We start from the raw sequence: 26,543 nt of genomic DNA, 5'->3' as shown, positions 1-26,543 counted from the left end.
CTTATGTTGCATCACAAAGTAAACAACAGGGGCGGAAGGGTATCTGCGATCGCTGACAAACTTTGTGACGGGCAGTGTCAAGTGTCAGCGGGTCGATACAGATGAGTGTTCATGCTTCCCCCTTTTCTTTCTTGACGGGCGAGGGGTTTTCGTTTTCTTCTAGCCATTCTTCTATAAGGTCAGTTATCACTTCGCTCATAGTTTTTTGTTTTGCTGTGCAAGCCAGCTTAAATCTCAGCTTCAAATCCTTGTCGATATAGCTGCTCAGTTCCGTCATGTCTGGCGGTAGTTTCGCCATTAGTTCCTCAAGTCTCATATACGCTTATCCTCGTATATTACTGTTTTGCTTTTTCCAGTTTACTCAGTTACGCGTTTACGAGTAGTAGTGTTATACTACCACCATAGACTAAAAACGCCCAAAAACCTGACTGCAAGCCTATTTGCCGTTGAATTTGGGTGACAGAGTTTTATTGTCAAAAAATCGCCTCAATCAACTCTGACAAAGGATTGAGCGCCTGAAACTCTAATATCTGGAACTCAATAATGATTGCTACTCAGCTAAAAGAGGCTGAAACACCCCAAACTACCCCAGCAATAGCTGTAGGAGACGATTCTGGGGCAGGGCTAAAAAAGCTTTGCTTAGGCAATGGCACTACCCAAACAAGAGTTCGTACTCCCTCAAAAGTCTTGGAAATAAAGGAAGAATTGCACGATATCCTGACCTCGAATGAAGGTGGACACTTCTTCTACCACTCAGGCGACAGGTTGGATTTAGTTGGGCGGGAATTCCTCACTGGTACACTTGCCAGTTGGAAAGCCCCTACAACCCACATCAAACTCAGTGACGACCCGGCACTAAAAGCTGAATACGGCTTGCACACATTACTTGGGGCGTTGGCTACCCTGCCCTACCGTCAAGAGTGGAACCTGCATTTAGTGCTATCTATACATAATGTGAAGATTTTCAAAAATTTGTTAACTGACAAAACCAGTGGCAGTCACACAGTCAGTTTCAACGGCAAAAATACGCCCACTTCACAGGTCAATTTGAACGTGAGTTTGGTTGTCCCCGAAGGCGCTGGCTCCTACTCCTACTGCGTTTCCGCTAAACCTGAACCATTAATTGACCGCAGCGCCCATGCCATCGCAGTAGATTTTGGTACATCCACAGTTATTCCCACAGTTTTCGCTCCAGGCGCAGTATTATCCATCGCCAAGTTTTAGAGGTAGGGGGATGTATCGACTTGTTGGATGCAATAGCCGCAGATCCAGAATTGGTTCAATTCTTGGGAACGGGCAAAGCTGGCAGCATTGAAATTATTCGCCAGGGTATTGAATCGCATCTATTCCAGTATGGCACTCGCAATTTTAACTTCCGTCACATTTATGCCCGTCATCTCAAACCTTGGTTAGCAGATCGCCTGCGCCTTGCCTTTAAGGAAGTTGAGGAGTGGCGAGATGCCGCTCAAAGTTTTGTTGCTTGGGGCGGTGGTGTCGAGATGCCAGGAATAGCCTCCATGCTGCAACGAGAGGGTATTACCCAGTACCAGAGGGATGTTGGGCCAATGCAGTTGGATTGCAACGCATGGCATTTGGCAGAATGCAGCGAGGGAAATAATTATGGCTGAGAACAAGCGAGTGCGCCTAGAGCCACACATTGAAGAGTATCTGAAATCTCATGCACAGAGGGTGTTAGACAAACCAGCATCTTTAGTTACCAGTGCTGAGTTAACCACACTGACAAACGCCATTATTTACGAACACAAGTTGGCGCAGTCGATGGCGAAACAGATACCATTCGCCAAATTGTTTAGTTGGCTGATGAGTTGGGTTCCTGGTAATAGAGTTGTTGGATTGAACCAACAGGCGACGGATGCTCCAACACTTAAAGCATCTGTTCCAGAACCAGACAACTTTGAATTTGACGCAGACTTGGGCGATTTATACGAGGAGGCAGCATGACAATAGACCAAATCGCCAAACTCAACCAAATCGAGCAATGGTTGGGCGAAATCATCGCCAGTGCAGTTTAAAGTCATTGTCGATGACTATATTCCTTCCGTGGATGTAACCTTGGGTGACGCAAAGATGGCAGTTAGCCAGTTATTGAATTACCTACATGTAGATGTACCCTTGGGCGACGCAAAGATTTTGTCAGCCAGTGTATGGAATGTGCAGCCAAAGCATTTAAAGGAGAGTGACACTACGGACTGCGAATCTCAGGTGTCACTCCTCCTGCCTTCATAAATCCCAGTAATGAGATTTAGGACATTAACCATCATGACAAAACCAGTAACTTATTTCACCCAGACTGACCAAATTGACCGCCTTGTTGAACGCTTCGGGTCACAATTAGACTCCTTAGACCATACTGAGAAACTTGCCTTGAGAGCTACACTGACTTACTACCTGTTTCACATCGAAGTTGCTGACAAAGGAGAGTACACCCTGGAACACGCTGCTCATGAAACATTGCAGGGGTACTCAGAAAAATGTCAGAGCAATATCCGTGAAGCGATCGCCATTCTTGAGGGTATTGCTGAAGACGAGGTAGAGGGCTAATCGAAGCGCTGACTGCCCAACTCCGTTGGGCAATACCAGAAAGATTTTGACTAGACATAGCTAGTAGTCTGCCAAGCCAACTTTGCTAGGTTAAATTCGGATATAAACGCTGCATTTTTCGGCGAGCATCTTTGGTTTGAAAACCCCAATAGACACTGGCTTTTTGCTGATTACGTTGTTTCTCCCAAGCGGCAATCTCAGAAGTTAATGTTTCTGGATTAGGAATACGGCGTTCTAAACATTGGCGAGACAAAACAGATAATTCAATTTCTACTTGATTCAGCCAAGAAGCGTGTTTAGGAGTATAGTGAAACTCTAATTTTGAATAATTCGACGTGCTTCTTCTGGTGAAAAAACTTCATATAATGCCTGGGGGTATGAATATTCAAGTTATCAACTACTAAACGAACAACATCGGGCATCTCGGTAGCAAACATCTACTAAATTTTTCATCTGTTTAGCAAAATCGGCTTTAGTTCGGACGCTCTGTAACTTCGATATGCCGCCAGCCCGCCAAGGGTTGAAAACATGCAAATAAATTACTGTCCCGTTACGTTATATACTCAAAGTCATAACGTTCAGGCTGCTCCGGCTCTGGTGCAAAGGAAGTCTTACTTCTTCTACTAATTGGTATGGGACGTTCATCAAAGCAGACTACAGGGCGTTTAGGATCATAAGGCTCATTGTATAAATCCAGCACATCTTCCATTCGGAAAACATATTCTGCGTTAACTTCAGGAATACACCATTGTTCTTTCAACCAAGGCTTGATTTCGTTTTTTTTAAAGTTTGACGTACTGTTTCATCTGAGATTGAATCTATGATACCAACGTTCACTAAATGATCTGCTAATAATTTGCATGTCCAACGTACTCTTCCGACTGGTGGATTAGAACAAGCAGTTGCAATCAAAAATGCTTCTTGTTTTTCATCTAACTTTTTAGGTTTTGGTGGATGAACTTCATCCTTCAAAGCAAAATCTAACCCCCCAATGACAAATTTTTCTCGTATTCGTTGCACTGTTGCAACATGCGCTCTAACTATGCTAGCGATCGCTTGATCCGTTTCTCCTTCAGAAGCCATTAGAAGAATGTTTGGCACGGGTTATAGTTCTTGCTTTGTGCTTACCTTTTTTAATTATTGCTTGTAGCTGAGAAACTTCATCTTCATTCAAGTCAACAATGTACTTTTTCGCCATGTTACACCCCATTTTTGGCTATTTTACCAATTAGGGGTTTTACTTAGCAAAGTTACCTTGCAGACTACTAGACATTAATAGTCATTAAGCAACGTCCCAGGCGTTGACCTGGGGCAATTTCTAGGAGGACTTATGGACTTTGGAATCAAAAACCCAGCAATGGGACACAGCTCCCACATCGACGAAAAATCCCTCGCCTGGGGTGGTGTAGACGCTGATATTCTGGCTTATCTCTCTGATGTCAGCAAGCTAGAGCATTTTGCAGACATGGCGCAGAATGCCGACCAACTCGCGCAGTAACCTTGACCCCTTCCTGGAAAACGCCTCAAAGTATTTGGAGGCGATGCAGAAGCTAGCAGACGGGCAGGTGACATGGACGGAACTAAGGAAACAGTTCGGCTCGAAGGTTGCAAACGCGATCGCCAAAATCAGGAAAATAAACGCCGAATTTGATACTGAGATGCAGAAGGTTGATGCCCAGGATAGGGCTGACTTGCTGCGGATTGAGCAAAGCGGAAGAATGCACTTACCGAGATAGCCACGCAACTACACCAAGACTTGCAGGCTGAACTGTGGCGGCATGAAAACAAGATTTCCTCCATCGAAAGTCGCCACCAAGTAAGCGAACAACGTCAAACATCCAGGAGGGTTGAGGGCTAGAAGGCAGGAATTACTTGCCCGTGCCCGATACGGCTCCAGGGCGCTGAACCCCCACCAAGAGCAACCGGAAACGATACCAGTATCAGTTGCTTCCAGCGGCGCTCCAGCTAGTTCCGTATCAGCAATGGCACAGTTCGCGGTTTTGGAAATTGGTGGACGAACTTCTGGGATGCTTAGGTAAGCGCTAAGGGGAGGATAGAGTCGTGTTGCACGTCAGCCCGAAGATAAACCGACTAACACCAGCCCTTTTGAGTATATGGGGCTGGCACAACCACAACAGGTAAAATCCCAACAATCCAACACACAGCCTCCGCCCGTACCAGAGAACAACCGGGAACGGACATTTCGACGGGCAGGCAATCTATGCGAGATTGTGGCTGGAGCATCCCTCAACTCCGCCGTGATTTTTACCTTCCACCTGCTCCAAGTCCACCCTGTTGGTCTGCTTCTGGCGTTGGGTGTAGCACATTTGTACTTCACCGCGACGGCAGTAGGGAGAAGGGGAGGCAAGTAACTAATATAATGACGGGCTGTAGTGCCTCCCTTGCCCTCCTGTGTTCCCTCTCAGAACCTGTGGGCGAATGTGGAAGCGAGTACATCTAAATCTGTGGCACAGAGTGAAATCCAACAGATGTATGCACCATCTCCCAACAAATCAAATTGGACAACGGGAGTAGGGATTGCAGTAGTTATCGCTGTTTTGGTTGTTTACATTACCAGTGTTAGTAGGGAGAGAAGATGAGCTACTTGACCCCAAACACGAACAATTAGCTCGTCAGCAGCAGTCCAGCTTCATGCAGTGGTTCGGACAACTGCCTTTTGATAAGAAGATTGCAGCCATTGGGGTTTCTCTCACCATCGGCGTAACCTGTGCCGCGGCTTCGTGGACTCAGTTCGCGAGCGATCGCATTTACTGTGATTTGAACCATATTTTGACCAAACGGACACGATACGCTTCACTCCGCACTAGAACAACATATACTTCAAAGTTATAAATGGAGTCCAAAAACGTCAAAACTTAATTCCAGGGCGCAACGTGGGTTTTATAGTTCATTTGTACGTGTTCTTGAGCGAGAGCTTTTAAAACCAAGTATCGAGCGATCGCTTAATCACTGAATTTTCGACTAAACATATTTTTGAACCATATCGTGGACATTTTGAATCATATTTTGACCGAAAGTTTAAAATTTTCGACTAAATTAGTGTGTCTTGCTCGGCATTTTTTACCAAGTCTGAAAATAAAACTTTTAGTCGTATTATGGTTCACATTTAAAACACGCGGACATAATTTGATTCATAAAGTTAAGTTGTTGATTGGCTCAAAAGCTTGAAATTACGTTAACTTTTGGTCACGTTATGGTTCAAAATTTGGTCATGCAGGGGGTAAAATCACATTTACTTCTGCATCCGCACTCCCCAACAAGGACTACGGTGTGCCGATAATCACAACCGACCCTACCGCATGACCTTATGGCACTGGCAGCAGTGGCAGAAAGACGGAGCGCCTACGGTTGTTGTACCCAATGAGGGTATTTCACCCAAGGGTTTGGTCAAAGCTACTAACCCCCACAAACCCCTGTGGGCGATGGGTGCATTCGTTGGGTTTGCCACTGCGGGCTGGATGTTGCGTCACCTCCAAGACAACGAGCGCAAACTGGCTAACTTCCAAGCCATAGCAGAAACACGAGATGTGGCACAAGCAGAACTTAAAGCGCGATCGCAATTGCTAGACGATTACCGTGAATTCGCAATGGCGCAGGTTGAGTTACAAACCTCACTCGACATGATAGCCAACGACCACACGGTAGACATCCAAAAAGCCGAAATCTTGGGCGAAACCGAAATCAAAATCACCCAGATGTCAGCCAACGACGCGGTGTTTGAAGCAGAAACTGCTGGGATGAGCGAGCAACAGAAGCAGGAGTACATCAACTTTCTCAAGTCTCAGAAAACCCCATACCTGCAAGGAAGCCAAACTTTACAAGGAACAGTTGACCCCAGCGATAAAGTAGAAGGTTCGGGGGATAAAGAAGCACGCTTAGAAAGTGAGAATACAGGGGGTGAAATCTCTGAAACAACCCAAAATCGGACTTCTAGTAATGATGCAAGTCCCACCCTGGAGCCGCTTAATCGCATCTTGGGTGCCAAGCGCTCAACCCTAATTGTAGGTGGTACTGGTGCTGGTAAATCGGTGACTGAGAGCTATATGCTCAACCAGTTCAGTAAACGGTTTCCCCAAGCTGATGTCTGGGCGATCGCTCAAAAGAATGACAGTTTTTGTGGGCTAGACAAAAAAGGACGGGTACTTTTATTTGACCCTTTAGAACCACAACTGGCGATGGCTGCCATTGACCAAGTTTACAGCATTTACGACCAACGCCGTCGAGTACCAGAACACCGCCGCCATGAATTTGATCATCAACCAGTCAGGTTAATCCTAGCCGATTGGCATTCAATCTACGAAACAGTAAAAGATGAAGCATGGTTTCAACCATACCTCAAGAAAATCAGCACCATTATTACAGTCGGTAGAGAACTAAATGTTTGCCTGATTATCGATACTCAATCGTTTAATTTAGCTGCCTTGGGTATAGGTGACAGTAATATTAGAAAAAACCTTTACATCATTGCCCAAGGCAATTACAACGTTGAAGCAGATGGTACAGTTAATGACAGCTATGGCGTACTGTACAACCTCATAACTAATGCCAAGATTGTAGAAGATGCAGAAAAGCGTTCCTCATTAAAAGAAAGATTTAACGAGTTAAAACCACAATCCAAGCAACTAGGACAACCGCTAATATTTATCTCAGTTGACCCCATGCAGCTAGATATTCTGCCAGACATCACCAGTTATAAGCCAGGAATTAAACCAGCCATTCAACTTGATACAGTTAGTCCGGAATATCTTGATAATCTACTCAGGCTGGAATTCGATATTGATGTCCCTACGACTAGTATAAATAGTTCGCTTAATCAAACAACCAATCATCGGGTTGATGAAAATGCTAGTGATGCTAATCAAGTAAGCCCAGACATCAAACTAACCGAGATTCAAACCAAACTGGTTGATTATCTCAAGGGGAAAGGTGCAAAGACTCCACGTCAAATTAAACAGAATGCAGGTAGTAAATTCAAGGGCGTATCGGAAGCACAAATCCGCGACGAACTCAACCTACTTGTACAAAAAGAGAAAGTCATTTGTACAGGTGAAGATAGTTACAGATTAGTCGATTAGGTTGGACTGTTGGTTGGGTTGGATAAATTGCACTTTTTGGGGAATATATGCACTCTTCCCCAACACATCCAAAACCAACCTACATACCCAAAAGTATTGACATATCGAAATTACAGCATCCAACACCAATCCAACAATTCACTCTCTTCCCCAACACCAATCCAACTTCTAAGTAGTAGATAATCCAACAACAAATCTTTGACCTATATCTCCACTATCAAGCTAATTTAAATTCAGTAGATCACAAAGTTATCTGAATCCGGCTGGGTGTGGGGTGTAGGGGGTATTGATAAATTAGTTATTTACTTGTCAGTCAAGATATATTAATTCTCTGAAATTTTTCAGAGAATCTGCCCAATGTTAAAATTGAATTACGCGCTTTATACATGACAAATTCGCCAAGGACTATCTTGTTCGCGCCGCCTCCCGCAGGTAATAATTACTAATTGGTACTTTAGATGACGAATTGAGCGCAATTATTGAACCAATAATAGCTATTATCTAATGATAATTAGGAAGTTTCAGGTAGAAAAGGTGCAGCTAAAAGTTGAATTAATCAGGCGTGCTGATAATCTATTAATTGAAGGCTTGATTGTTGATTTAGCGCCGAATCATGTAGATGATTTTGCCAATTTATGGCTTGAGCAATTGCGTATAGTTGAAGCCGACGATAAATTCTGGACTGGGCTTTCAAGCGCGATTTTATTGATAGGAATGAAGAATACGAAGGTTATGCTTTAGAGGCAGAAGGTTGTACGCAGGGATTGATGAAGATAGAAACGCAACGTCACGGTTCAATTGAAGCCTTGGGACGGAGGCTAGTATATATTGAATACTTGACGACTGCACCGTGGAATCGAAAGGAAATCCAGCGTTTACCAAGATATCGTGGAGTTGGAAGTAATTTATTACGATATGCCCGCATCCGAAGCGTCGAGCTAGGATATGGTGGGAGGGTAGGATTGCATTCGTTGCCTGGAAGCGTAAGATTTTACGACGACCAAATGATGACAAACTACGGAGCAGATGAAGAAAACGACGATTTAGTTTATTTTGAATACGGACTATTGCGGCGACAATTATAGAAGTGGGAGGGATGGGATATGGACGAAGAAAGCATCAGCGTCTCTGAAGCAATTGAACTATTATTTAATCGCTCTTCGATGCAAGCAGCAATTCAAGCGGAGGAAAAATCTGATTGCGACGTAGCTGCTGGGTTAGATTGGGGTAGCGAAAAGGTATTTGTAGGTTTCTTGAAAAATCCCGCTCTCAAGGTTCGTTTGACTTGTTTGCGGGTGTCCCTCAACCGTGAAATCCGACTTTTACTAGCTGAACGCAACTTAGGAGTAGGGGAAGATGCTGCGTTTCAAGTTGCCCGCTCGCGTTTACTATCTCGCTTGCAATCACCCCTATCAACAGCGATACCTGTATTAGAAGGTATATTGGCACGAAGAGATTTGTATGCAGAGCAATATATCCAAAATCATGAAGTTTTGCGCGATTTATTACATGAAGTTTTGAATTATGAAGATTGGGAAGAAATAGCGTCGGCTGCGGCTAGGGCGGTACGGGAGAGAGTTTTGAATGTTTGAGGTAGTTATTATCTCAAGATGCACCAAAGTAATCTGACTGCAAATCGACGCAATGCTTTACGATTGCGTGAAGACTATGACGCTGTGAAAGCAGGTGTAACTATGTCAGTCAGCAATGGCCAAGTTGTTGGGCATATTAATCGACTAAAAATGTTAAAGCGACAGATGTATGGTCGTGCCAAAATAGACCTGCTGGAGCGACGATTTTGTTGGCTATTTAAGCAGAAAAACTTTGAGGATTTCCACTTGACTTATGAGTTACAGAAATCAGTTTATCTGCAAGTTTGTTGCCGCACCTGGGGGGTGCGTTTTTTCTCCCCAGAAAAAATGTCCGGACAGCAACATAGCTTGCTACTCACCAAAGGTTTTTTTGGGCTACTCGAATCAACTGTTAGATGAATATGTAATGGATCGCTGATGGATTTGTATTGGATCTCTCATGGCATAATCTTTGTCAATAGTTAAGCATTGTTGCAAATAAAAATTATACATAGAATACGTATGTCGTACAAATGGATCTTTATTGGATCAACATTGTCACTGTAATGAATCTGCAATGGCTCATTCGTGGAACTGGCATGGATCTGTGATGGCACACTTTTCTAAATCGAATTTCTTAGCAGAAAAGTAACGACTTAATTAACAGCAGCGAAAAAAATAACCAAATCCCATCTTTACCAATACTGAATATACAAAAACTGTGGTTTCCGATAATTCAACAATGGTTAGCTCAAACTTTTCAAGCAAATCAGTCAATATATTTAGCAGTTGATAGAACTAATTGGAAAATAAAAAAATTACTAGTGATTAGTGTAATGTATCAAAAAAGAGCTAAGTAGGTCGGCGCAATTAAAGACAACTGGCGAGGTCTGTCATTTGTCCTTTGTCATTGGTCATTGGTAAGGGTTTCAACCATATTTACATTGCGTAACATAGTTTGGTTTATTCCCGCAGACTTACTTATAGCATAGCTTTATTAAAATAATCATCGCTGTCAGGTTCAAGTAATTGGATGATACAATCCCGTTTTCTGATTAAATTCCCAGCCAATACCAGAAGTATCCTTGCGCTTAGACCATGCGAAAAAAAGCGGCGCGGGTTGACTTTCTCTTTCCTTACGAATAGTTTCTGGAGTTACCCCCAACCTTGAAGCCAAACTTTCTTCTGTAATTGGCTGAAACTTAACAGGTTGCCCTTGATTATAAGAATTGCCGTAGTATGACTTACCCCGCCTTGGTTGATTATTAATATTACTTTGAAGCTGCATAATTACCTCGGCAAATTGTGCTAGCCGATTATTTATAGAGTCGATTTTTTGTTCTAAATCGGCGAGATGCTGGTTACTGGATGCATCGCTACTAATATCATCCGACAAACGTAATTCTAGATTATCCAGACGAGAGCAAATCGTCGATATGTTTTGGGAGAGGTGATTGTGGGGACTACCCCTGCCATTATCTAACGCTGCTATCAAATCATCTAAAGAGTGAAGCACCTCGTTTGTTCGTCCTTGTCGGTGCAGCCGGGATAACTCCCTAACTGCTGGAATCAGGGGAGTGGGGACGCGGATCATCTCGCTGGGTTTGTTCTCGTTAGGCATAGTGATATCGCAATTGATAGCAACAGCTATCGATATCAAGTAGATAGCATTGCTATCAACATATCAGGAATTGGATGCTCAGGTACAAATCCGTTCGAGAATCGTCCACCGTGTTTTGGGTCTTTCACCCCGTTCGGGATCTTGCTACTTTTGTGCAGGCTCTTGGAATTATTGACGCGGAGCGCGGACAGTATATCCACTGCGTTGTCGTAGAATATAAAAGCTTCCTGAAACCTCACTTCCAGGAAGTTATATGTTTATGGTCGCGTAATCCTTATTTCCCCAATGGATGTTACTAATATTGAGGTTAGCTCTGTAGAAATTCTTCCTGCCAATCCTATAAAGGTTGTAGCGCCAAATACTTCACAGCAAGTAACCCCGGAATTGGTAGAGGAGGTAATTCGCCAATACTATTACCGCACACCTTCGGTAAATAATGATTCTGAGCTAATTTTGGTTTGGGCTGGCAGTCAAAACCGCGAACAAACCAAACGAAAATACTACCGATTTGGTCAAAAATTGCTCGATTGGGTACGTCATCAAGGTATACCTGATTTAAGATTAATCCAGCAACCATTGTTACTAGAATTTATTGCTAGTTGGGGTGAGGTTTCCCCTTATACTAAATCTAACCAAGTGCTGATGCTGCGATCGCTCTGGAGTTACGGGAGTGGTGAGAGTATTGGCTATTTTTTAAGGAATATTGCAAGTACGATAAATTACGACAATTTCAGTAATTTACCTAAATCTGAGCGGTATCTAGAAGATTGGGAGATGAAGAAGCTAGCTAATGCTGCTGTGCAGTTGGGGGGTAAGCACTGGTTGGTGTTTAATTTGCTTTTTTATAGTGGGATGCGGGTTGGTGAAGTGGGTCGCGTGACGGTTCCGGGTGATGAACCGGGCCAACCCAAGGAAGATTATCCGGGGTTATATTGGCATAATTTCCAGTGGTATCCCGACCCGACACCAGAGGATAGAAATCGGGGATACTATACGATTAAGTTCCGAGGCAAAGGTGGCAAGTACCGCGAGATTGGGTTAGACCATCAGACTTCGCTTGTTTTCAAAAAGTATCGGGGGATGGCTAGTGATAAGATGCCCGTGTTTGCAAATATGTCGCCTGACCCAAAAAAGCGGGGGTTGCCATTGAGCGATCGGGCAATAAAAAGGTTGATTCAGGATATATCTGAAACTGCAAAGGTGAAGTTTTCATGTCACTGGTTGCGGCATTCTCACGCGACAAGAGCAGTCGAGCATAAAAATGTTTTTGAGGTGCAAAACCAGTTGGGGCATAGTAAAACCGATACAACCAAGGCTTATGTCCGCACAAAAAAAGACGCAGGCACGGGTACAGTGTTGCCGAGGTTTTGATTAAAAGACCCACTGATAGTAGTGGGTTGTATTTGCCCGATGATGATGAGTGATGGGGTGAAGGGCATCGCATCTTCTGTCGAAAGTGGGAATCCTAAGAATGAAGGGATTCCTGGTCAAGCTGCATGGAATGGAAAGATTGGTCAAGCGTTGCATTTACCGAACGGTATTGTCTACCATCATGTTCGGGAATCTATGTGGTTGTAGATGCAAGTGACTGTGTTTGGTATGTTGGGCAAGCTACTAATATTAAAGCTCGTTGGGCGGGAAAAACGCATCATCGCTATCCACAATTGATTCGCTCCAATAAAAAACGCTCTTACAGAATCTATTGGCAAAAACTTGCAGTTGATTTATTAACTGAAAAAGAGAAGTATTATATTCAACTGCTTCAGCCGGAACTCAATGCTTGTAAAGTCAAAAAATATTTGCCTAAACAGCCACAAGTTGAACGGGAAATCAAACGTTTACTAAAAGTATTAAATAATCCCACATTCTTGTTTCCTGTGGTTCGTTCTGTAGTTGCTGGCAGGTATGAAGATAATGGTGGTATTCACTGCATAGTTATACTAATCAATATCAATGATACAAGCATATTATTTCAATCCATGAAAAAAAGACATTCCCCCCAAGTAAAAAATGCTTGGGGCTTATATAGATCATACTGTGGAAAAAACAAGGAAATTTATCAATCCAGTTCGGTAATAGCTTATAGTTTTTTCAACTACAGATTTGAGTTTATTGAAGTAGCGAATATCATATTATACTTAGAAGAACATTCAAGCATCCGTGAACAGTATGTAGGTGTTACCGAACTGCTTGGGGTACAAGTAAAAGCCTTTAAATATTTAGATGTATTCAATGAATTACCAATTGAAGATGAATATATCTTTACTAATTCTGAAGGTAAAAAATGCCTGACAAATTTAGATTATCTCAAATATCGCCACCGTGACATCAAGTGCTTACAGCAGAATGCTTAATGTGCATATAGTTTATGGTTTATTTTTACACTAAAAAAGTATTAAAATTCTAGAAGCTCCCAGAACTTGAACTGACGATGAAGGTTAGCCACTTGCTTTACCCAGATAATTGGTCAGAAATTGCCACTTCAGTTAAGCAACAAGCTCAGTGGTGTTGTCAAAAGTGTGGGTTACACTGCATACCCCCTGGTGAAAAAATATCAGATTTGACACGCTCAAAACGCAGAGTGTACACCCTACAGGTACACCACTGGGACAGAAATCCAGCCAATAACCACAGAGGCAACCTGATAGCTCTCTGTAGTGCATGTCATCTTTTATACCATAGAGGTGGTAAGTCTAATGTTTCACCGGGGCAGTTATCGTTGTGGTAGGTAAGTATGGATGATGATACTCAAGAACTAATCACAATTCAACAAGAACTAGAGCGACTGGGCGATCGCCTAAGAAAGATTTTTCCACAAACTCATCCTCAATTTGATGACGTTTTTGAAGATATTGGCGCGGCTGGATATTATATGCGTGAGGCTGGTTATCGTCTGGAATCAGTTCTTCTTACCGTGCAAGGTGATGAAGAAACTGAAGTTGAGTAAAGCTTCAACTCCCCTTACCTATCCACTCCCGCCCCGCCTTCTGTGCAGCTTCAGCCGAGTAATAAATCTTACGTTCCCCAAACACCCCACCATCAGGACTAATTACCCGGAATTGCCAGCAATGGGCATCAGTATAAAACACAACTATTGTACAACCATTGATGTTGACAACTAAATGAACTGTGGTTTTAGTCATCAGTCATTTCTGATGGTTCTAGTTTGACTTGTCTAAATAACCCTTGGCGAATTGCTTTCTCAATTAATTCACTTCGGGTTATGCCCAACTCCTCAGATATTGCATCTAACTCTAGCGATGCAGTTTCAGTCAACATGATTTGATATCGCTGCTTCGTCTCGCCGTATTTATCTTTTTGCGCTCGTTTTGGTCTTGGCATTAGCTACACACATCAACACCTCAACACTTTACAAATCTATTAGACTGCATAAGTACATATATACATACCTACACACTACAATAAAGTGCATAACAAAGGCGATCGCTCTCCCGCCAAGAAGTTGCGATCGCCCAAGTTGTAACCCGATTTAAAAGGTCAAACTATGAATCCAATAATAGTGGATGCTCAAGTTGCGCGAGAACTTGAGTTAGAGCAGTATGTCGAAGAGCAAGCAGAGGATGTAGCACCAGAGTTTGAGATTGATTCTGTGGATGATGCTAATTTCGGTACTCTTTACCGAGTGTGGTCTGGTATGAGGCTGCTGGGCACTTTCTACCGTGCAGACTCAGATGGCTTGTGGGTGGCGCAGCCGTGCAATTTGGAATTACGCCCCCGGTGCGAGACGAAAGAACAAGCGCAGCTGGTGATTATTGCCCTAAGTGGGTTGCTTGTAGTCAGCGCTGCATAACAATTTTTCCCATTCCCTACTGAGGTGCGCTTTATGGGCGTACCTCTTACTTACCACATCAAGATTAATCATTGAGGATTTTATGAATTTGATCGCTTTTACTGAGGGTGCAAGTCCATTTGACCAAATTAGACTTGTCGATGCTGATGGTAATGAGTATTGGTTAGCACGCCAGCTTCAGCCACTACTGGGGTACTCTCGATGGCAAAGGTTTGAAGAAACAATTGAACGGGCAAAACTTGCTTGCCAAAACTCAGGCTACGACATAAAAAACCACTTTACCAACGCTGGTAATCTGGTGGAACGTCAACAGGGAGGAGGTTCTAGGCAATCTGATTACAAATTATCGCGCTATGCTTGCTACCTTACAGCCATGAACGGCGACCCGCGAAAAGCAGAAATTGCCGCCGCTCAAACCTATTTCGCTCTTAAGACTAGAGAGGCAGAAATTGGTTCTAGTTTTGGGAACCCAGAGGTATTAATCGCTACTATAACCGCCGCCGTTGAACAAGCACTGACTCCCATCAATCAACGTCTCGAACAAATCGAGCAGCGTCTTGATGCCTTACCATCTGCCAAACCCAAACGCCCCTGGACGCTACCAGCTTCTACTCCACCAGAACAAATACCAGAAGACTACCAGCAACTAGAGGACGGTTCCTGGTTATCGCCAGAAGCTTATCAATCTATTTTGAGGCAAAGCCAGCGCTCATTGCCTTGGGATGTCCGCAGACTTAGGAACTACGAGTAAGTTGGGGGTGTGGTGCGATCGCCAAGAGTGCGATCGCTCATCATTTCCTCGCTTGAAAATAAAGAAGCGATCGCACTAATAACGCTATATATTAAGTTAACTTGTAAGTTAACTTGTCATCTTATCTAGCAGTGACTTGCTGACCTGTAAAGAAGAATGACCCTCCATTTTGTCCATAAAATAATGTTTTGATAAGTAATCCGCCATCGTACTGCTCTTGGGATGATTCGCACTCAGTATACAAGCGAGGATTGTTGGATGAGGGGGCGTAGTTTACCGCCGTAGGTCTTACCCTGAGCCTGCGCCGTTCGCGTAGCGTCTCGTAGAGAAGGGCATCGCTCTGCTTTGTACAATATTCTTGGAGAATGAGGAGGTATTGTGTGTGGAACAGCTAGAGCTACGGCAAGAAAGCAGTGGAAGCCGCCTTTATTTAATGGATAAACCTATCCATGCGGGTGATTGTCTGGAAGTTTTGATATCAGAAAAATGGTTTACTGCTCGTTGTGAGTGCTACAGAGAACAGGGAAACCTTAACTGGTATTTAATTGTTTTCAATGCAGAAGGCGAAAATGTTATAGAAGATTGCATTAACAGTGTGGTGTGTCGTTTTTCTTAAGCGATCGCCCTATGAATGTGCAATATTCTTAGAGGAAAAAATTCCTATCAGTGCTTGAGCGATCGCCCTCAATCCTTTGCTAGTAATGCTGCTGTAATAAAGGATAAAGCTCTGCTGCAATTCTCTCGAATTGTTCACCATCTGGATAGGGACAAGCAATTTCTTCTCCATCTTCATTGCTCCAAGATTTAGAATTGTAATCAAAAGTTAATATCGCTCCTCGCCACCATCCAGATATTGACAGTTGACCATATCCATAACCAACTTTGAAATCTGCCGTTTTATCACGATAAAAATCATGAATTGGATTTGATGGTCGGCTGCATGAGTCAAAAAAATTTTCTGTATAGTATCCTTGGAATTCGATATCAATACAATTGTTTTCAATTTTATAAATTAGCTTGAACCGCCTGTGTGGATAGTGCTGTGCAGCAATTTGAGATACTGCTAGCTCAAGCTCTAGTGGTAGTGTTTGCATCGGTTTTAAGTCCTTGCAGTTTTTATATTATACCTTTATAAGGTATGTGCGTAAGCACAGCCCGCCGTAGGCATCGCTCCTCCATTTTCTTAGAGGATGAGGGGCGATGCCTGCGGCGGTAAACTACGCTTCTCTATTTTCAAGCGAGGAAAGTTTAGGCTTTTCCCCTTTCGCTCACCACTACTCAGGGAAGGAGCGATCGCTTAAATCATTTTCAAGCTAGGAAAGAGTAAGGAGTAGGGGCGATGCGATTTTCAAGCGAGGAAAGTGCAGCGTATCGTCCTTGTATAGAATTGCAGGTGCGCGAATATATTGCTTGTTTGACTGGTGAGGTTGAAGTCTATCGTCCAATGACTTGGAAACTGTAGCCTAGTATACCATTTGTGGGATAGACATAATGCCTGAAACCCTTATTCTCTCGTTCTATCCCACAAATCGCTCTCTATATATGGGTTTGATGCCTCTCAACGATCAGTTTATTGACAAGAATTATCAATTATTCGGCGGAAAATTTGCATCCCACAAAAAAGTGCTGTAGACTTAGCACTGGGTAAGGCTTTCAGCGACTACCCTTTAAACTTCTTCGGAAGTTGAATTAATGGAAACTTGAGTTCCAGTAGCTGACGCGGTCTTTTAAAGAAGAACTTTAAACTTCTTCGGAAGTTGAATTAATGGAAACGAACCGTTTATATGAGGAATATCATTGTATTTTTCTTTAAACTTCTTCGGAAGTTGAATTAATGGAAACGATGGTGTTGTTCTCCAAGCGAAAATTATAATCGCAATTGGAAAAAACTTTAAACTTCTTCGGAAGTTGAATTAATGGAAACCAGAGTTTGTTTTGCGATATATTTGTGGCAAAAACTCTTCTTCTTTAAACTTCTTCGGAAGTTGAATTAATGGAAACCTTGTGCCGGAGGTGTCTCCTTTTCAGGAGGTTTTTCACTTTAAACTTCTTCGGAAGTTGAATTAATGGAAACTTTAGCTATTTCCCACAGTATCAAAAACAAGACTGGACTAACTTTAAACTTCTTCGGAAGTTGAATTAATGGAAACACGTTAACTGGAATTTGCAATCCTCCCGGAAGTGAAAATCTTTAAACTTCTTCGGAAGTTGAATTAATGGAAACTTCATCCCGTCTGTTGCAGTAAGATTAGTTACTACACTTTAAACTTCTTCGGAAGTTGAACTAATGGAAACTCAAATGGACAGTATTTACCATCTACAGAACGATTTAACTTTAAACTTCTTCGGAAGTTGAACTAATGGAAACTTTATTGCAGCTGCAAGTCCATCCTGCTAGTAAACACTTTAAACTTCTTCGGAAGTTGAACTAATGGAAACAATTGTAAGACTTACTAACAAAGCTGGTATAACGACTTTAAACTTCTTCGGAAGTTGAACTAATGGAAACTTTCAGTTTGCTGCTCACAAAGTTGCAGCGTAAATTCTTTAAACTTCTTCGGAAGTTGATAGCAACCAAAACTTAATCCTTAATTCCCAAGCCTTTCTAGCAGCTTGATGATTTTCAATCCCTGCTCTTTGAATCCAATGTTTGTAGTAGTAAACGATGAATGGCAAGCAGCGGCGCAGTGACAAACATATCCCCCCAGCCTGTCAGCCTAAAACTGACATCACTGGAGGGATAAGTGAGGAATTGCCAATTGTATCTATTGAGCGCAGCAAGAGAATTTTAAGTATTACTCTTGTCTAAAACCCAAGGTTGATTTTGTTGAATCAACTGGTTAATGACTTCTGGTTTTATCGGACTGTAATAACAGAATATGGCAGCATTATGTACTGCTGTAGTTTCACACGATTGCATATTGTCAGGAGCAACTAAAACCATCTTTTGAGGTACAAACACCTCGTAGCTAACCAGCTTCCATTCATGCAGGGGGTTGTTTTTGTAACCAGCAGTCCACACTATCGGTTCAATCTCAGCAATGGCATCATTGACTCCGACACAAACCTCCATTCCACCCGTAAGTTCATATCCTGGTGCATTGAAGCTAGGAAAAGTCAGGATGGATGTCAAGAGTGTGTCACCTTTTAACTCATTGAACTGTTTTAATTCTTGCAAGTTCATCTGTTATCTCCAAAACTTGTTTGTTCTCCAGGGAAAATACACCAGTATCCACCACCAACCGCAAGCTGATGTCTTTTTAGATTTTTACCTATTCTTTTACCAATCTTGTAACAGTCGGTGACAGTATTAGCCCAGTGAGCATCTCCTAGTTTTGCTGCCTCTATCCCAGAAATAGCTGTACTCTGCAAAGGCTTCGCTGTACCAACCAATCTCTCAGAATTGTTGATCTGTCCATTTGCGTCTGCTGCATAATGCTTCCCATCCCTGGATTGCCAGACATAGTAAACCGTGCCACCTATAATAGCAACCCCAACCAGCACACATCCTACCCCAGCCGTGCCTGCACAAAAAGCGGCAGGTGCAAGTACCGCAGGATTCGCGTTAACTGGGCGCGTTGGCAAAGCAGTTCCAGATAGAACAAGGCTTGTTCCTATGGCAATAACTTGACGAAAATTCATTTTTGACTTGGATTTAAATATATCTTGTGTACTCTTGATACTATCAAATGTGGGCGAATTTGTACCGCATTCGGGTCAAATACGGTATAAGCTATTTGAATAAACCTTTTTTGTGCCAATTCTGGGGCAGATTTGGCACAATAGCAGCGCTTAGGTAGCAATATGGATGCAGTAGAGATATTTCCCAGAAAGGACGAAATGCCCAGAAAGGATGAAAGGTTAGCTATCCCCGGTTTGGGGGAATATTACAATGATGTGCTGACTGTGGACGCATGGGTAAACGGTCGTACTAAGGTTGTGCAAGCTCAATCCCTGCTATGTGCCAAGCTTCAGGAGCGAGATAAGTTAATCAAAGAGCGAGTTGAGTACTTAGCCAAAAAGCGGGGTATTACCTTTGATGAAATGTGGGAGCAAATTCTTAATAACACTGCTCAAAAAACAATCCCCGGTGAAGGTGAAGGGCTAGAGTATAAGCCAGGGGATGAGGGCTAGTTTCTTAGAGGAAAGGCGATGTCTACGACGGGCTATTCGGTGTCGCTGCTGCTCTCAACTAACAATTTTTCTTAGAGGATAAAGGCGATCGCTTGTAGTAGGGAGCGATCGCCATCAAACTAATTACAATATTTAAAAAAATGCCAGAACAAGAGACTCAGCCTCAACCGTCACAAAATCTGTTTGAGCCAATTGAACCGCCAAAAATCAGCGAGAATTTATTACCAGCGTTTGGGAGCAATGCGATTTTGTGAGGTCAGCCAAAAAAGGTGCGATCGCTAAATCCTTTTTTCAGTGATTGAAATATATTTATACCGAATAAATAGTATTTATACTGTAATAATGATGATCTGATTCACAACGAGTTTTCAGTTTCTTTTTCTGACAATAAAAAAAGGTAAGATTCTCAAGTAGCAATAGTTTTGTGATAAGGATTATCTACCTTAATGGAAAAAAATATATATGCAACGTTAGATTTAAGTAAATCATTATCAGATTTTTCTTTGGAAGTTATAAAATCTTTAGAATTGACGAATATCAATGAATGGAATGGGCAAATTTTTAAACAGAGAGAAGAAAAGATTAGAGAAGTTGCACTTATTTTAGCTGGTCAATGTATTGCCATCTTGTTGTATAATCTTTCCCAATCTCAGTTAGCTAATCAAACTGCGATTATTCAAACAAGAAATTGTGAGGATGGCAAGACGCAAAGACACGGTTATAGAAAATGGCAGATATTAACAGTTGGGAATGTTTTAGTTACTCTAAAACTACCATATATGGTAAGAAAAAAGTCAAAAGCAAAGACCAAAAGTAAAATTTACAATCAAGGATGTTGTCCCTTTTTAAAATGGTTGGGTTTGTCAGAAGGTTTGACCCCTGCTGTTTGGACAACTATAGCTCAATATGGCGCGATTGCTAGTTCCTTTGAAGCTTCACATACAATTCTCATCAGTTGGGGAATTAATATTAGTTTAAAACGGATTGAGCGATTAACATATAAATTTGGCCAAATTGGCATTGATTTACGTCAAGCTAAAATATCTAACTTGCAGCAAGGTAAATTACTTGATGGAAATATACTTAAAGACCAGAGAGTTGTAATTGCTGTAGATGGTGGCAGGAGTAGAATTAGGATTAATAAAAAAGGTAGAAAAAATCCCAAAACAAACAAGCATGGCTTTATAGGAGAATGGGTTGAGCCAAAATTAGTAACAATTTATGTGGTTGATGAACAGGGAAAAAAAGTAAAAACTAAGGACATCCCTATTATCAACGATGGTACGTATGAAGATTATAAGGGATTTTTACCAATATTAGAAATGCATCTGATTAGTTTAGGAATTAGTCAAGCAAAACAAGTTTTATTAATTGCTGACGGTGCTGGATGGATTTGGAAACATATCCCTCCCCTTTTAAAGAAATTGAAATCTCCCAATGCCACTTATCAATTATTTGATTTTTACCATGTTACTGAGCGACTACATAAATTTGCTGATGTAGCTTTTAATGATGATAAAGAGCGGAATAATTGGTTTAAAAAAGCACGGAGAACTTTAAAAAAAAGTAATGCAATGACCATAATTAGGCAGATGGATGAATTTATCTTTGAAGCTACGGGAGAACGTTGTAAAACGATGGTAGTACAGAGAAATTATCTTTTACGTGCTTATCGTGAAAGGCGTTTAAATTACGCTAAGATACTAGACCAAAAACTACCAATAGGTAGTGGGGCAATTGAGAGTTTAATCCGTCAAGTTGTCAACTTAAGAATCAAGGGTAACAGTAAATTTTGGTTGAAAGAAAATGCAGAAATTATCTTACATCTGCGTTGTCAATGGATAGCTGGAAGTTGGGATAATTTTTGTGGTTCTATCTTTAATTCCTTTATCAAATCCCAAACTGCTTGATAAATTTTATACTTTAGTCTTGTCTTTAATTTATTTTTTAGCATAATTGATACTAAGTATAAAAGGCTGATTGCAGATATTTTCAGAAATAATCGTCAAATGACTTGCTAGCAATCTTTTTGAGATATCTCATCAAGATGAATTTTTGTGTAAGTCAGTATTGTATTTGCAAATAAAATCACCTTGTACTTAAATATAATTTTTAGCGATCGCTGGTTTTTGACCAGACCTCACAAAATCGCATTGCTCCCCCAGCGTTTAGTAATATTCTTCAGCCACCACCGCAAGACGAAAATGGTGATGAATGTCATTCTTAGAGGATATCGCTAAAGCACTCAACTAGAGGAAAAACCAGATGTATAGTGATGAACTTTTAGATAATGCAACCAAGTTAGTCTTTATTGTTCAAGAACAGCTTGATTGCTCATTTGATGAGGCTGTTGAAACAACCAAAATCATCTTTCACAAGGTGAAAAACAGGGAAATTGCGGTAGATAGTTCTTTGAAGTCCTCATTGCCTAACTTTCTGGAACAGGTAAGAAGTAGTAATTTTTCTTAGAGGATGCATGGCGATGTCTACGACGGGCTGCGCCTACGCGGTTTGGGGATGCGATCGCCTTTTGATGTTCAGCTAGTGCTTAAGTGTGGTGCTTAAGCACCAGAACCACAGGCTGAATCAGAGTGGTGGGGGAAGAGATCAGTTTCTTAGAGGAAAAGGCGACCCAGTACGTAGTTTACATACGTTGGCATCGCCTTTTTGTTCTGCTATTGTTTTGGTTGCCTTTGGTGTTAGCTAAGATTTTTAGACTTCTGTATCGCTATATCTCATCGTCATTCAGACTTGTCACCTCGGTACTTAACACCGGGGTTTTTTGCGTCATCGCCGTGGGAGCATCAATGGAGATAGAATGCTTTCAGGCATAGAATACACCAAGTCTGCAAAATGAGGAATCCGTGCTTGTCTAACTAATATCACCAAGGATGTGGCTTTTTTCTTGCAGATAGTGCAATTTTGCTTTGTTAATCGCGGAACGGACTGCCTGTTTAAGTTCTACTGGTCTAAATGGTTTTTTACAATTTTCAAAATATTCAAAAGGCTTTGGAAATTCATCGATAAAATGTTTTTTTGCCCCCGACATAACTACAAGGGGAACAAATCTTAATGTCGGATGAGCTTGAACGTACTCAAAAAACTCCCAAGCACCCAGAACTGGAAAATCAATCAAGATGATGCTAACTCTGTGAGATTTGACGAATTTTAAAGCATCACGTCCATTATAAATGTACATCTCAAAGTGGTGTGCAGGCAGTAAATTAAAAAAGCCCTCAAACAACCATTTCATATCTTTGGAATCTTCAATAACCAGAATATTATGAGAAGTCATAATTTATTACTCGAAGTTCGCCCTTTTTTTTGAAGTTAGAGAAATTGATAAATAACGTAAGAATAAGGGTTTGGGAGAAATCAGATTTTTGGATGGTGACAAGCGGTGAAGCAATACCCAAGATTAATTCACAACGCTGGCGATGCCTGCGGCGGTTCGCGGAGCGACCATCGTAAAGCGCCGACAATCACGGTTCGCCATCTGGTACAAACGCTGTAACCTCTATTTTTCCGTTCCGTCTTTTTTCTAACCGGCTATAAAATGAGCGAACCAGGAGTGATTAACGCCTGAAATTGTTCATCTGAACGAATATTATCAAAATCTGAGTCATTTTTCGCCATATCTTGGTATTGGTTAGGACTCATATTGATAGCTTGTTGTAGGTTAAAGATTGCTTGCTTTATATTAAGCAATTGGGCATAACAGCAAGCCTTACCATAAAAAGTCGCGGAGTCGTCTGGACAGATTTCGTTACATTTATCATAGCTGGCGATCGCCTCTTCAAAGCGTTTGAGAGTTAACAGTGTATTGGCTCGGTTATACCAAGCTTGGGGTAAATCTCTTTGAAATTCAAGGGAGCGGTCGAAGCTAGTCAGCGCTTCTTCAAATCGCTCCAAATCCATTAAAGCAATACCCAGGTTACACCAAGCTTGGGGAAAATCATGCTGGAATTCAATTGCACGCTCGTTGGAAGCGATCGCCTCTTCAAAGCGTTCCAATGTCATCAATACAATACCTCGGTTATACCAAGCATTAGAGTTATCTCTTTGAAATTCAATCGCTTGATCGTAAGAAGCTATTGCTTCATCATAGCGCCCCAAATTATCCAAAGCACACCCCCGATTCTCCCAGGCTGCGCTCAAGTCGCCTTTAAGTTTCAGGGATTGCTCGGTGCTAGCAAGAGCATCTTCATAGCGTTCTAAATTTAATAAAGCAATGCTGCGAAAATACCAAGCGTCAGAGTCATCAGATTTTAATCTAACAGCATTGTCGAGATTAGCAAGCGCCTCTTCAAAACGCTCTAAAGTTAATAACGTAATACCTCGGTTTTCCCAAGCTTCATGCAAATCAGGTATGAGTTTCAAGGCTTGATCAAACGCTTCGAGCGCTTCCAAGTTACGTCCTAAAACCCTTAAAGCAATACCTCGATTGCACCAAGCTTCATGAGAGTTCGGCTGGAATACCAGCGCTTGATCGCAAGCAGCCAGAGCCTCATCAAAGCGTCCCAAATTTAACAACGTCAAACCCTGATTAACCCAGACTTGATAATTGCCAGGTTTTAGTTCATTGGCTTGCTCAAAAGCTTCGAGAGCGTCGTCAAAACATCTTTTGTTTAAAAGTTCAAGACCCAAGTTAAACCAAACTTTATCTTGATCTGCTTGAATTTCTAAAGACACAGTGCTATTTTCCTAATTATGATCCGATGGATATTAAAAAAATTTGTAGATGATTCTTTCTGAGGAATCTAGCATTTTTTATCTTATCGATTCTGACACTTAGTACCACTTCGGCACTTGCAACATTCCCACATCTGTATCACCTCTACGAAACAGTTAACGTTAGACAAGTTAAAAAGCGCGATCGCTTCCTACTACTCCGTCAGGTGAAGGAATCGCTATTACCGAAAGCACCTCTGCGATAGCCGTCCCCAAAAAATTTTCAGGTTTCTTGTTATTGCTCATGGTTTGTAACAGACAATTTTATAGCAACCGTCAAGGCATAACTAAACTATACAACTGCTAATTGGGTGATTTCGCATATCTTGAACGAATGTCTTCCCAACAAATGCTAACGCACTCCAAATTTTTCACTGTCCCCAGTTGTATTACCCTCGCCCTAGCGCTACAATCTGCCTGTATTAGAGGCATTTTAATTACAACTGTAATTTATCACTTGTGAGCAAAACCCGTATTATTGCGCTATTTAATCAATCAGGGGGAGTAGGAAAGACAAGTTTAACTATGAACTTGGGCTATCACCTTGCTCAAAAAAAGAAAAACCGCGTTCTTCTGATAGACCTTGACCCCCAAGCGTCACTCACTACATTTATGGGGCTAGAACCGGACATTACCGCCAAAACTGTCTATGAAGCAGTGGTGGGGGAAGAACCATTACCAATTCACCCTGAACTTATTCACAGCATGGGTTTGGTGCCAGCCAACATCAACTTAAGTGCTGCTGAACTAGAACTGGTTGCCGCCTTGATGCGGGAAATGCGCCTAAAAAATGCACTTGCCCCCATCCTAGACAACTATGATTTTATTTTGATAGATTGTCCGCCATCTTTAGGCATTCTCAGTGTGATTAGCTTAGTAGCAGCAACCCATGTCTTAGTACCTATTCAGTGCCAATTTAAATCTTTTCAAGGAACTGACTTACTATTAAGAACTGTAGCTACACTCCGCAAAGGTGCTAATAAAACACTTACAATTGCTGGCTTCATCCCCACAATGTATGATGCACGTACTGCCCAAGAAAGCAGAACCATGAAAGCTATTACAGAACAACTTTCACCCCTGGCCACAGTTTACGAACCCATTCCTAAATCTATTGCCTTTGCTGATGCAAGTGAGGCACGTATACCCTTAGCACTATATAATCCCAAACATCCTGCCGTCGCTGTACTAAAAAAAATCGCCCTCAGTTTAGAAAAACTACAGTGAGCAAAAAAGAACAACCCTATACCAGCCAGTTAAAAGGTGTAGCTGCCCTACTAGGTGAAAGCTTTAACCAAACCCAAAGTACTGCTAATTCACCAAATACTGTTGCCATCAACTTAATTAAACTACCTCCCTCACAGCCCCGGCGCTACTTCGACCCTAAAAAGCTTGAAGAACTATCACGCTCAATTAAAGAGCTAGGTATCCTCGAACCTCTGTTGGTGCGTCCGCTCCCTGGTGGGGATTATGAATTAGTCGCAGGGGAACGACGCTATAGAGCCGCATCAATGGCAGCATTAACTGAGGTTCTCATTATTTCAAGGGTTATGGACGATGCGACAGCATACCAAGTGCGCCTCGTTGAAAACCTGCAACGCGAAGACCTTAACCCCCTAGAAGAAACTGAAGGTATCCTGGAATTGTTGGTGTTGCGGTTAGAGATGACACGAGATGAAGTAATTAGTCATCTCAACCGGATGAGAAACGTTTGCGATCGCTATGATGAAAATTCCGAACTGAGACATAACGTTATGTCTCAACCCCAAACCAAGATAATTGAAGAATTATTTGCGTCTTTGGGACAGATGAGTTGGCAATCTTTTGTCAAAAATCGCCTACCACTACTCAATTTACCCCTAGATGTGCTAGAAGTACTGCGTTCTGGGCAAATCGAATATACCAAGGCAAAGGCGATCGCACGAGTCCAAAATGAGTCAACCCGAAAACAACTGCTCTTAGATGCGATCGCCTATAATTTCTCATTGAACGAAATCAAGCGCAAGATTCAAGAAATAGAGCAGCAGTCTAAATCAAATTCGTCATCTCAAACAGAATCAAAATCTATAAAAGACCGCGTTGATGATACCTTCCAACGCTTCAAGAAAGCGAAAATATGGGACGACCCAAAGAAAAAATCCAAAGTAGAAAAGTTGTTAGCTCAGTTGGAAGCATTAATGAATACTGATAGCGAAGTCAAATAATTTGGGCATTAATTTGAGCAGATTTATGCAAAAAAAAAGGAGAGTATTGCTACTCTCCTACG

At 41.9% G+C, this 26,543-nt stretch carries 35 protein-coding genes, 3 pseudogenes and 1 CRISPR repeat array; of the genes and pseudogenes, 26 read left to right on the top strand and 12 right to left on the bottom strand.

The genetic code is table 11. The features are described 5' to 3' along the window. Positions 1-109: 109 nt before the first annotated feature. Positions 110-316 carry a plasmid partition protein ParG gene (locus GTQ43_RS37595; RefSeq protein WP_265277657.1) on the bottom strand — a complete coding sequence of 69 codons (207 nt, stop codon included), beginning with the start codon at positions 314-316 and terminating at the stop codon, positions 110-112. A gap of 227 nt (positions 317-543) precedes the next feature. On the opposite strand from GTQ43_RS37595, the gene GTQ43_RS37590 reads away from it, so the two are divergent. The 4 genes from GTQ43_RS37590 to GTQ43_RS37575 all read left to right on the top strand — a co-directional run bounded on the left by GTQ43_RS37590 (position 544) and on the right by GTQ43_RS37575 (position 2,562). After that, a complete protein-coding gene (locus GTQ43_RS37590; protein ID WP_265277753.1) occupies positions 544-1,224 on the top strand; it encodes a ParM/StbA family protein in 681 nt (226 codons plus the stop codon). Between the two features lie 20 nt (positions 1,225-1,244). After that, positions 1,245-1,628 (top strand): hypothetical protein, encoded by a 384-nt coding sequence (locus GTQ43_RS37585; protein WP_265277752.1) that lies wholly within the window; start codon positions 1,245-1,247, stop codon positions 1,626-1,628. After that, positions 1,621-1,962, top strand: coding sequence for a hypothetical protein (locus GTQ43_RS37580; RefSeq protein ID WP_265277655.1), 342 nt, complete (start codon positions 1,621-1,623; stop codon positions 1,960-1,962). The genes GTQ43_RS37585 and GTQ43_RS37580 overlap by 8 nt, the downstream gene beginning before the upstream one ends. Positions 1,963-2,280: 318 nt before the next feature. Further along, positions 2,281-2,562 (top strand): hypothetical protein, encoded by a 282-nt coding sequence (locus GTQ43_RS37575; protein WP_265277751.1) that lies wholly within the window; start codon positions 2,281-2,283, stop codon positions 2,560-2,562. Positions 2,563-2,647: 85 nt separating this feature from the next. Here GTQ43_RS37575 and GTQ43_RS37570 read toward each other — a convergent pair. Then, positions 2,648-3,760 (bottom strand): annotated as a pseudogene (locus GTQ43_RS37570) (IS630 family transposase). 159 nt (positions 3,761-3,919) lie between these two features. Between GTQ43_RS37570 and GTQ43_RS37565 the strand changes: the two are divergent. Continuing rightward, complete coding sequence (locus GTQ43_RS37565; protein WP_265277750.1) at positions 3,920-4,060, top strand: hypothetical protein; 141 nt, start codon at positions 3,920-3,922, stop codon at positions 4,058-4,060. Further along, a complete protein-coding gene (locus GTQ43_RS37560; RefSeq protein ID WP_265277749.1) occupies positions 4,038-4,298 on the top strand; it encodes a hypothetical protein in 261 nt (86 codons plus the stop codon). The genes GTQ43_RS37565 and GTQ43_RS37560 overlap by 23 nt, the downstream gene beginning before the upstream one ends. Positions 4,299-4,653: 355 nt before the next feature. Here GTQ43_RS37560 and GTQ43_RS37555 read toward each other — a convergent pair whose 3' ends face one another. After that, positions 4,654-4,806 carry a hypothetical protein gene (locus GTQ43_RS37555; protein ID WP_265277748.1) on the bottom strand — a complete coding sequence of 51 codons (153 nt, stop codon included), beginning with the start codon at positions 4,804-4,806 and terminating at the stop codon, positions 4,654-4,656. Positions 4,807-5,124: 318 nt separating this feature from the next. Here GTQ43_RS37555 and GTQ43_RS37550 point away from each other — a divergent pair, with 318 nt between their 5' ends. The 6 genes and pseudogenes from GTQ43_RS37550 to GTQ43_RS37525 all read left to right on the top strand — a co-directional run. Continuing rightward, complete coding sequence (locus tag GTQ43_RS37550; protein WP_265277747.1) at positions 5,125-5,415, top strand: hypothetical protein; 291 nt, start codon at positions 5,125-5,127, stop codon at positions 5,413-5,415. A 467-nt stretch (positions 5,416-5,882) separates the two neighbouring features. Beyond that, the gene (locus GTQ43_RS37545) at positions 5,883-7,658 is read left to right on the top strand and encodes a type IV secretory system conjugative DNA transfer family protein (RefSeq protein WP_265277649.1); all 1,776 of its coding nucleotides are present in this window, start codon (positions 5,883-5,885) and stop codon (positions 7,656-7,658) included. Between the two features lie 534 nt (positions 7,659-8,192). After that, positions 8,193-8,743, top strand: a pseudogene (locus tag GTQ43_RS37540) (GNAT family N-acetyltransferase). 18 nt (positions 8,744-8,761) lie between these two features. After that, positions 8,762-9,250, top strand: coding sequence for a hypothetical protein (locus GTQ43_RS37535; RefSeq protein WP_265277648.1), 489 nt, complete (start codon positions 8,762-8,764; stop codon positions 9,248-9,250). Between the two features lie 18 nt (positions 9,251-9,268). Continuing rightward, positions 9,269-9,649 carry a hypothetical protein gene (locus GTQ43_RS37530; RefSeq protein WP_265277759.1) on the top strand — a complete coding sequence of 127 codons (381 nt, stop codon included), beginning with the start codon at positions 9,269-9,271 and terminating at the stop codon, positions 9,647-9,649. 275 nt (positions 9,650-9,924) lie between these two features. Then, positions 9,925-10,083, top strand: a pseudogene (locus GTQ43_RS37525) (IS4 family transposase); the annotation flags it as partial. Positions 10,084-10,250: 167 nt separating this feature from the next. On the opposite strand, the gene GTQ43_RS37520 reads toward GTQ43_RS37525, so the two are convergent. After that, positions 10,251-10,850, bottom strand: coding sequence for a hypothetical protein (locus tag GTQ43_RS37520; RefSeq protein WP_265277647.1), 600 nt, complete (start codon positions 10,848-10,850; stop codon positions 10,251-10,253). A 285-nt stretch (positions 10,851-11,135) separates the two neighbouring features. Between GTQ43_RS37520 and GTQ43_RS37515 the strand changes: the two genes are divergently transcribed. The 4 genes from GTQ43_RS37515 (at position 11,136) to GTQ43_RS37495 (ending at position 13,797) form a co-directional block, all read left to right on the top strand. Next, a complete protein-coding gene (locus GTQ43_RS37515) occupies positions 11,136-12,221 on the top strand; it encodes a tyrosine-type recombinase/integrase (protein WP_265277746.1) in 1,086 nt (361 codons plus the stop codon). Between the two features lie 39 nt (positions 12,222-12,260). Further along, entirely contained in the window at positions 12,261-12,428 is a 168-nt protein-coding gene (locus GTQ43_RS37510; RefSeq protein WP_265277643.1) for a hypothetical protein, read from the top strand. Continuing rightward, the gene (locus GTQ43_RS37505; RefSeq protein ID WP_265277745.1) at positions 12,419-13,204 is read left to right on the top strand and encodes a GIY-YIG nuclease family protein; all 786 of its coding nucleotides are present in this window, start codon (positions 12,419-12,421) and stop codon (positions 13,202-13,204) included. The genes GTQ43_RS37510 and GTQ43_RS37505 overlap by 10 nt, the downstream gene beginning before the upstream one ends. Positions 13,205-13,584: 380 nt before the next feature. Then, positions 13,585-13,797: a hypothetical protein gene (locus GTQ43_RS37495; RefSeq protein ID WP_265277640.1), complete on the top strand. Its 213-nt coding sequence runs from the start codon at positions 13,585-13,587 to the stop codon at positions 13,795-13,797. 4 nt (positions 13,798-13,801) lie between these two features. Here GTQ43_RS37495 and GTQ43_RS37490 read toward each other — a convergent pair whose 3' ends face one another. Together GTQ43_RS37490 and GTQ43_RS37485 are read right to left on the bottom strand one after the other, a co-directional pair. Continuing rightward, entirely contained in the window at positions 13,802-13,993 is a 192-nt protein-coding gene (locus GTQ43_RS37490) for a hypothetical protein (protein WP_265277744.1), read from the bottom strand. Next, positions 13,986-14,192, bottom strand: a complete 207-nt coding sequence (locus GTQ43_RS37485; protein ID WP_265277639.1) for a ribbon-helix-helix domain-containing protein — start codon at positions 14,190-14,192, stop codon at positions 13,986-13,988. Before GTQ43_RS37485 ends, GTQ43_RS37490 begins: the two co-directional genes overlap by 8 nt. 163 nt (positions 14,193-14,355) lie before the next feature. Between GTQ43_RS37485 and GTQ43_RS37480 the strand changes: the two genes are divergently transcribed. The 3 genes from GTQ43_RS37480 to GTQ43_RS37470 all read left to right on the top strand — a co-directional run bounded on the left by GTQ43_RS37480 (position 14,356) and on the right by GTQ43_RS37470 (position 16,028). Beyond that, a complete protein-coding gene (locus tag GTQ43_RS37480) occupies positions 14,356-14,661 on the top strand; it encodes a hypothetical protein (protein WP_265277638.1) in 306 nt (101 codons plus the stop codon). A gap of 82 nt (positions 14,662-14,743) precedes the next feature. Beyond that, positions 14,744-15,412, top strand: coding sequence for a BRO family protein (locus tag GTQ43_RS37475; protein ID WP_265277743.1), 669 nt, complete (start codon positions 14,744-14,746; stop codon positions 15,410-15,412). Between the two features lie 382 nt (positions 15,413-15,794). Beyond that, positions 15,795-16,028 (top strand): DUF5348 domain-containing protein, encoded by a 234-nt coding sequence (locus GTQ43_RS37470; RefSeq protein WP_265277634.1) that lies wholly within the window; start codon positions 15,795-15,797, stop codon positions 16,026-16,028. A 79-nt stretch (positions 16,029-16,107) separates the two neighbouring features. On the opposite strand, the gene GTQ43_RS37465 is transcribed toward GTQ43_RS37470, so the two are convergent. After that, positions 16,108-16,506 (bottom strand): hypothetical protein, encoded by a 399-nt coding sequence (locus GTQ43_RS37465; RefSeq protein WP_265277633.1) that lies wholly within the window; start codon positions 16,504-16,506, stop codon positions 16,108-16,110. A gap of 245 nt (positions 16,507-16,751) precedes the next feature. On the opposite strand from GTQ43_RS37465, the gene GTQ43_RS37460 reads away from it, so the two are divergent. Beyond that, positions 16,752-16,874, top strand: coding sequence for a hypothetical protein (locus GTQ43_RS37460; protein WP_265277742.1), 123 nt, complete (start codon positions 16,752-16,754; stop codon positions 16,872-16,874). Between the two features lie 29 nt (positions 16,875-16,903). Beyond that, on the top strand, positions 16,904-17,044 hold the full coding sequence (locus GTQ43_RS37455) for a hypothetical protein (RefSeq protein WP_265274468.1): 141 nt from the start codon (positions 16,904-16,906) through the stop codon (positions 17,042-17,044). Between the two features lie 33 nt (positions 17,045-17,077). Then, a CRISPR array of direct repeats spans positions 17,078-17,921; the repeat unit is 35 nt; unit sequence CTTTAAACTTCTTCGGAAGTTGAATTAATGGAAAC. 38 nt (positions 17,922-17,959) lie between these two features. Here the strand turns inward: GTQ43_RS37455 and GTQ43_RS41975 are convergent. The 3 genes from GTQ43_RS41975 to GTQ43_RS37445 form a co-directional block, all read right to left on the bottom strand. Then, entirely contained in the window at positions 17,960-18,106 is a 147-nt protein-coding gene (locus GTQ43_RS41975; RefSeq protein ID WP_414859187.1) for a hypothetical protein, read from the bottom strand. Between the two features lie 94 nt (positions 18,107-18,200). Next, entirely contained in the window at positions 18,201-18,596 is a 396-nt protein-coding gene (locus GTQ43_RS37450) for a hypothetical protein (RefSeq protein WP_265277632.1), read from the bottom strand. Beyond that, a complete protein-coding gene (locus GTQ43_RS37445) occupies positions 18,593-19,054 on the bottom strand; it encodes a hypothetical protein (protein WP_265277741.1) in 462 nt (153 codons plus the stop codon). Before GTQ43_RS37445 ends, GTQ43_RS37450 begins: the two co-directional genes overlap by 4 nt. A 198-nt stretch (positions 19,055-19,252) precedes the next feature. On the opposite strand from GTQ43_RS37445, the gene GTQ43_RS37440 reads away from it, so the two are divergent. The 3 genes from GTQ43_RS37440 (at position 19,253) to GTQ43_RS37430 (ending at position 22,015) form a co-directional block, all read left to right on the top strand. Beyond that, positions 19,253-19,546: a hypothetical protein gene (locus GTQ43_RS37440; protein ID WP_265277740.1), complete on the top strand. Its 294-nt coding sequence runs from the start codon at positions 19,253-19,255 to the stop codon at positions 19,544-19,546. A 446-nt stretch (positions 19,547-19,992) separates the two neighbouring features. Next, positions 19,993-21,456, top strand: coding sequence for an ISLre2 family transposase (locus GTQ43_RS37435; RefSeq protein ID WP_265276946.1), 1,464 nt, complete (start codon positions 19,993-19,995; stop codon positions 21,454-21,456). 355 nt (positions 21,457-21,811) lie between these two features. Continuing rightward, positions 21,812-22,015 (top strand): hypothetical protein, encoded by a 204-nt coding sequence (locus GTQ43_RS37430; protein WP_265277629.1) that lies wholly within the window; start codon positions 21,812-21,814, stop codon positions 22,013-22,015. Between the two features lie 403 nt (positions 22,016-22,418). Here the strand turns inward: GTQ43_RS37430 and GTQ43_RS37425 are convergent, their stop codons facing one another. Continuing rightward, positions 22,419-22,841: a two-component system response regulator gene (locus GTQ43_RS37425; RefSeq protein ID WP_265277739.1), complete on the bottom strand. Its 423-nt coding sequence runs from the start codon at positions 22,839-22,841 to the stop codon at positions 22,419-22,421. A gap of 254 nt (positions 22,842-23,095) precedes the next feature. Then, positions 23,096-24,238, bottom strand: coding sequence for a tetratricopeptide repeat protein (locus GTQ43_RS37420; RefSeq protein ID WP_265277738.1), 1,143 nt, complete (start codon positions 24,236-24,238; stop codon positions 23,096-23,098). A gap of 498 nt (positions 24,239-24,736) precedes the next feature. On the opposite strand from GTQ43_RS37420, the gene GTQ43_RS37415 reads away from it, so the two are divergent. Beyond that, positions 24,737-25,504, top strand: coding sequence for a ParA family protein (locus tag GTQ43_RS37415; protein ID WP_265277737.1), 768 nt, complete (start codon positions 24,737-24,739; stop codon positions 25,502-25,504). After that, positions 25,501-26,481, top strand: coding sequence for a ParB/RepB/Spo0J family partition protein (locus GTQ43_RS37410; RefSeq protein ID WP_265277736.1), 981 nt, complete (start codon positions 25,501-25,503; stop codon positions 26,479-26,481). Before GTQ43_RS37415 ends, GTQ43_RS37410 begins: the two co-directional genes overlap by 4 nt. Positions 26,482-26,543: the final 62 nt, after the last annotated feature.

This window comes from Nostoc sp. KVJ3, from assembly GCF_026127265.1.
In the GTDB taxonomy this organism is placed as follows: domain Bacteria; phylum Cyanobacteriota; class Cyanobacteriia; order Cyanobacteriales; family Nostocaceae; genus Nostoc.
The sequence above is the reverse complement of the archived record's forward strand: the minus strand, read 5'-3'. Positions and strand labels throughout refer to the sequence as shown.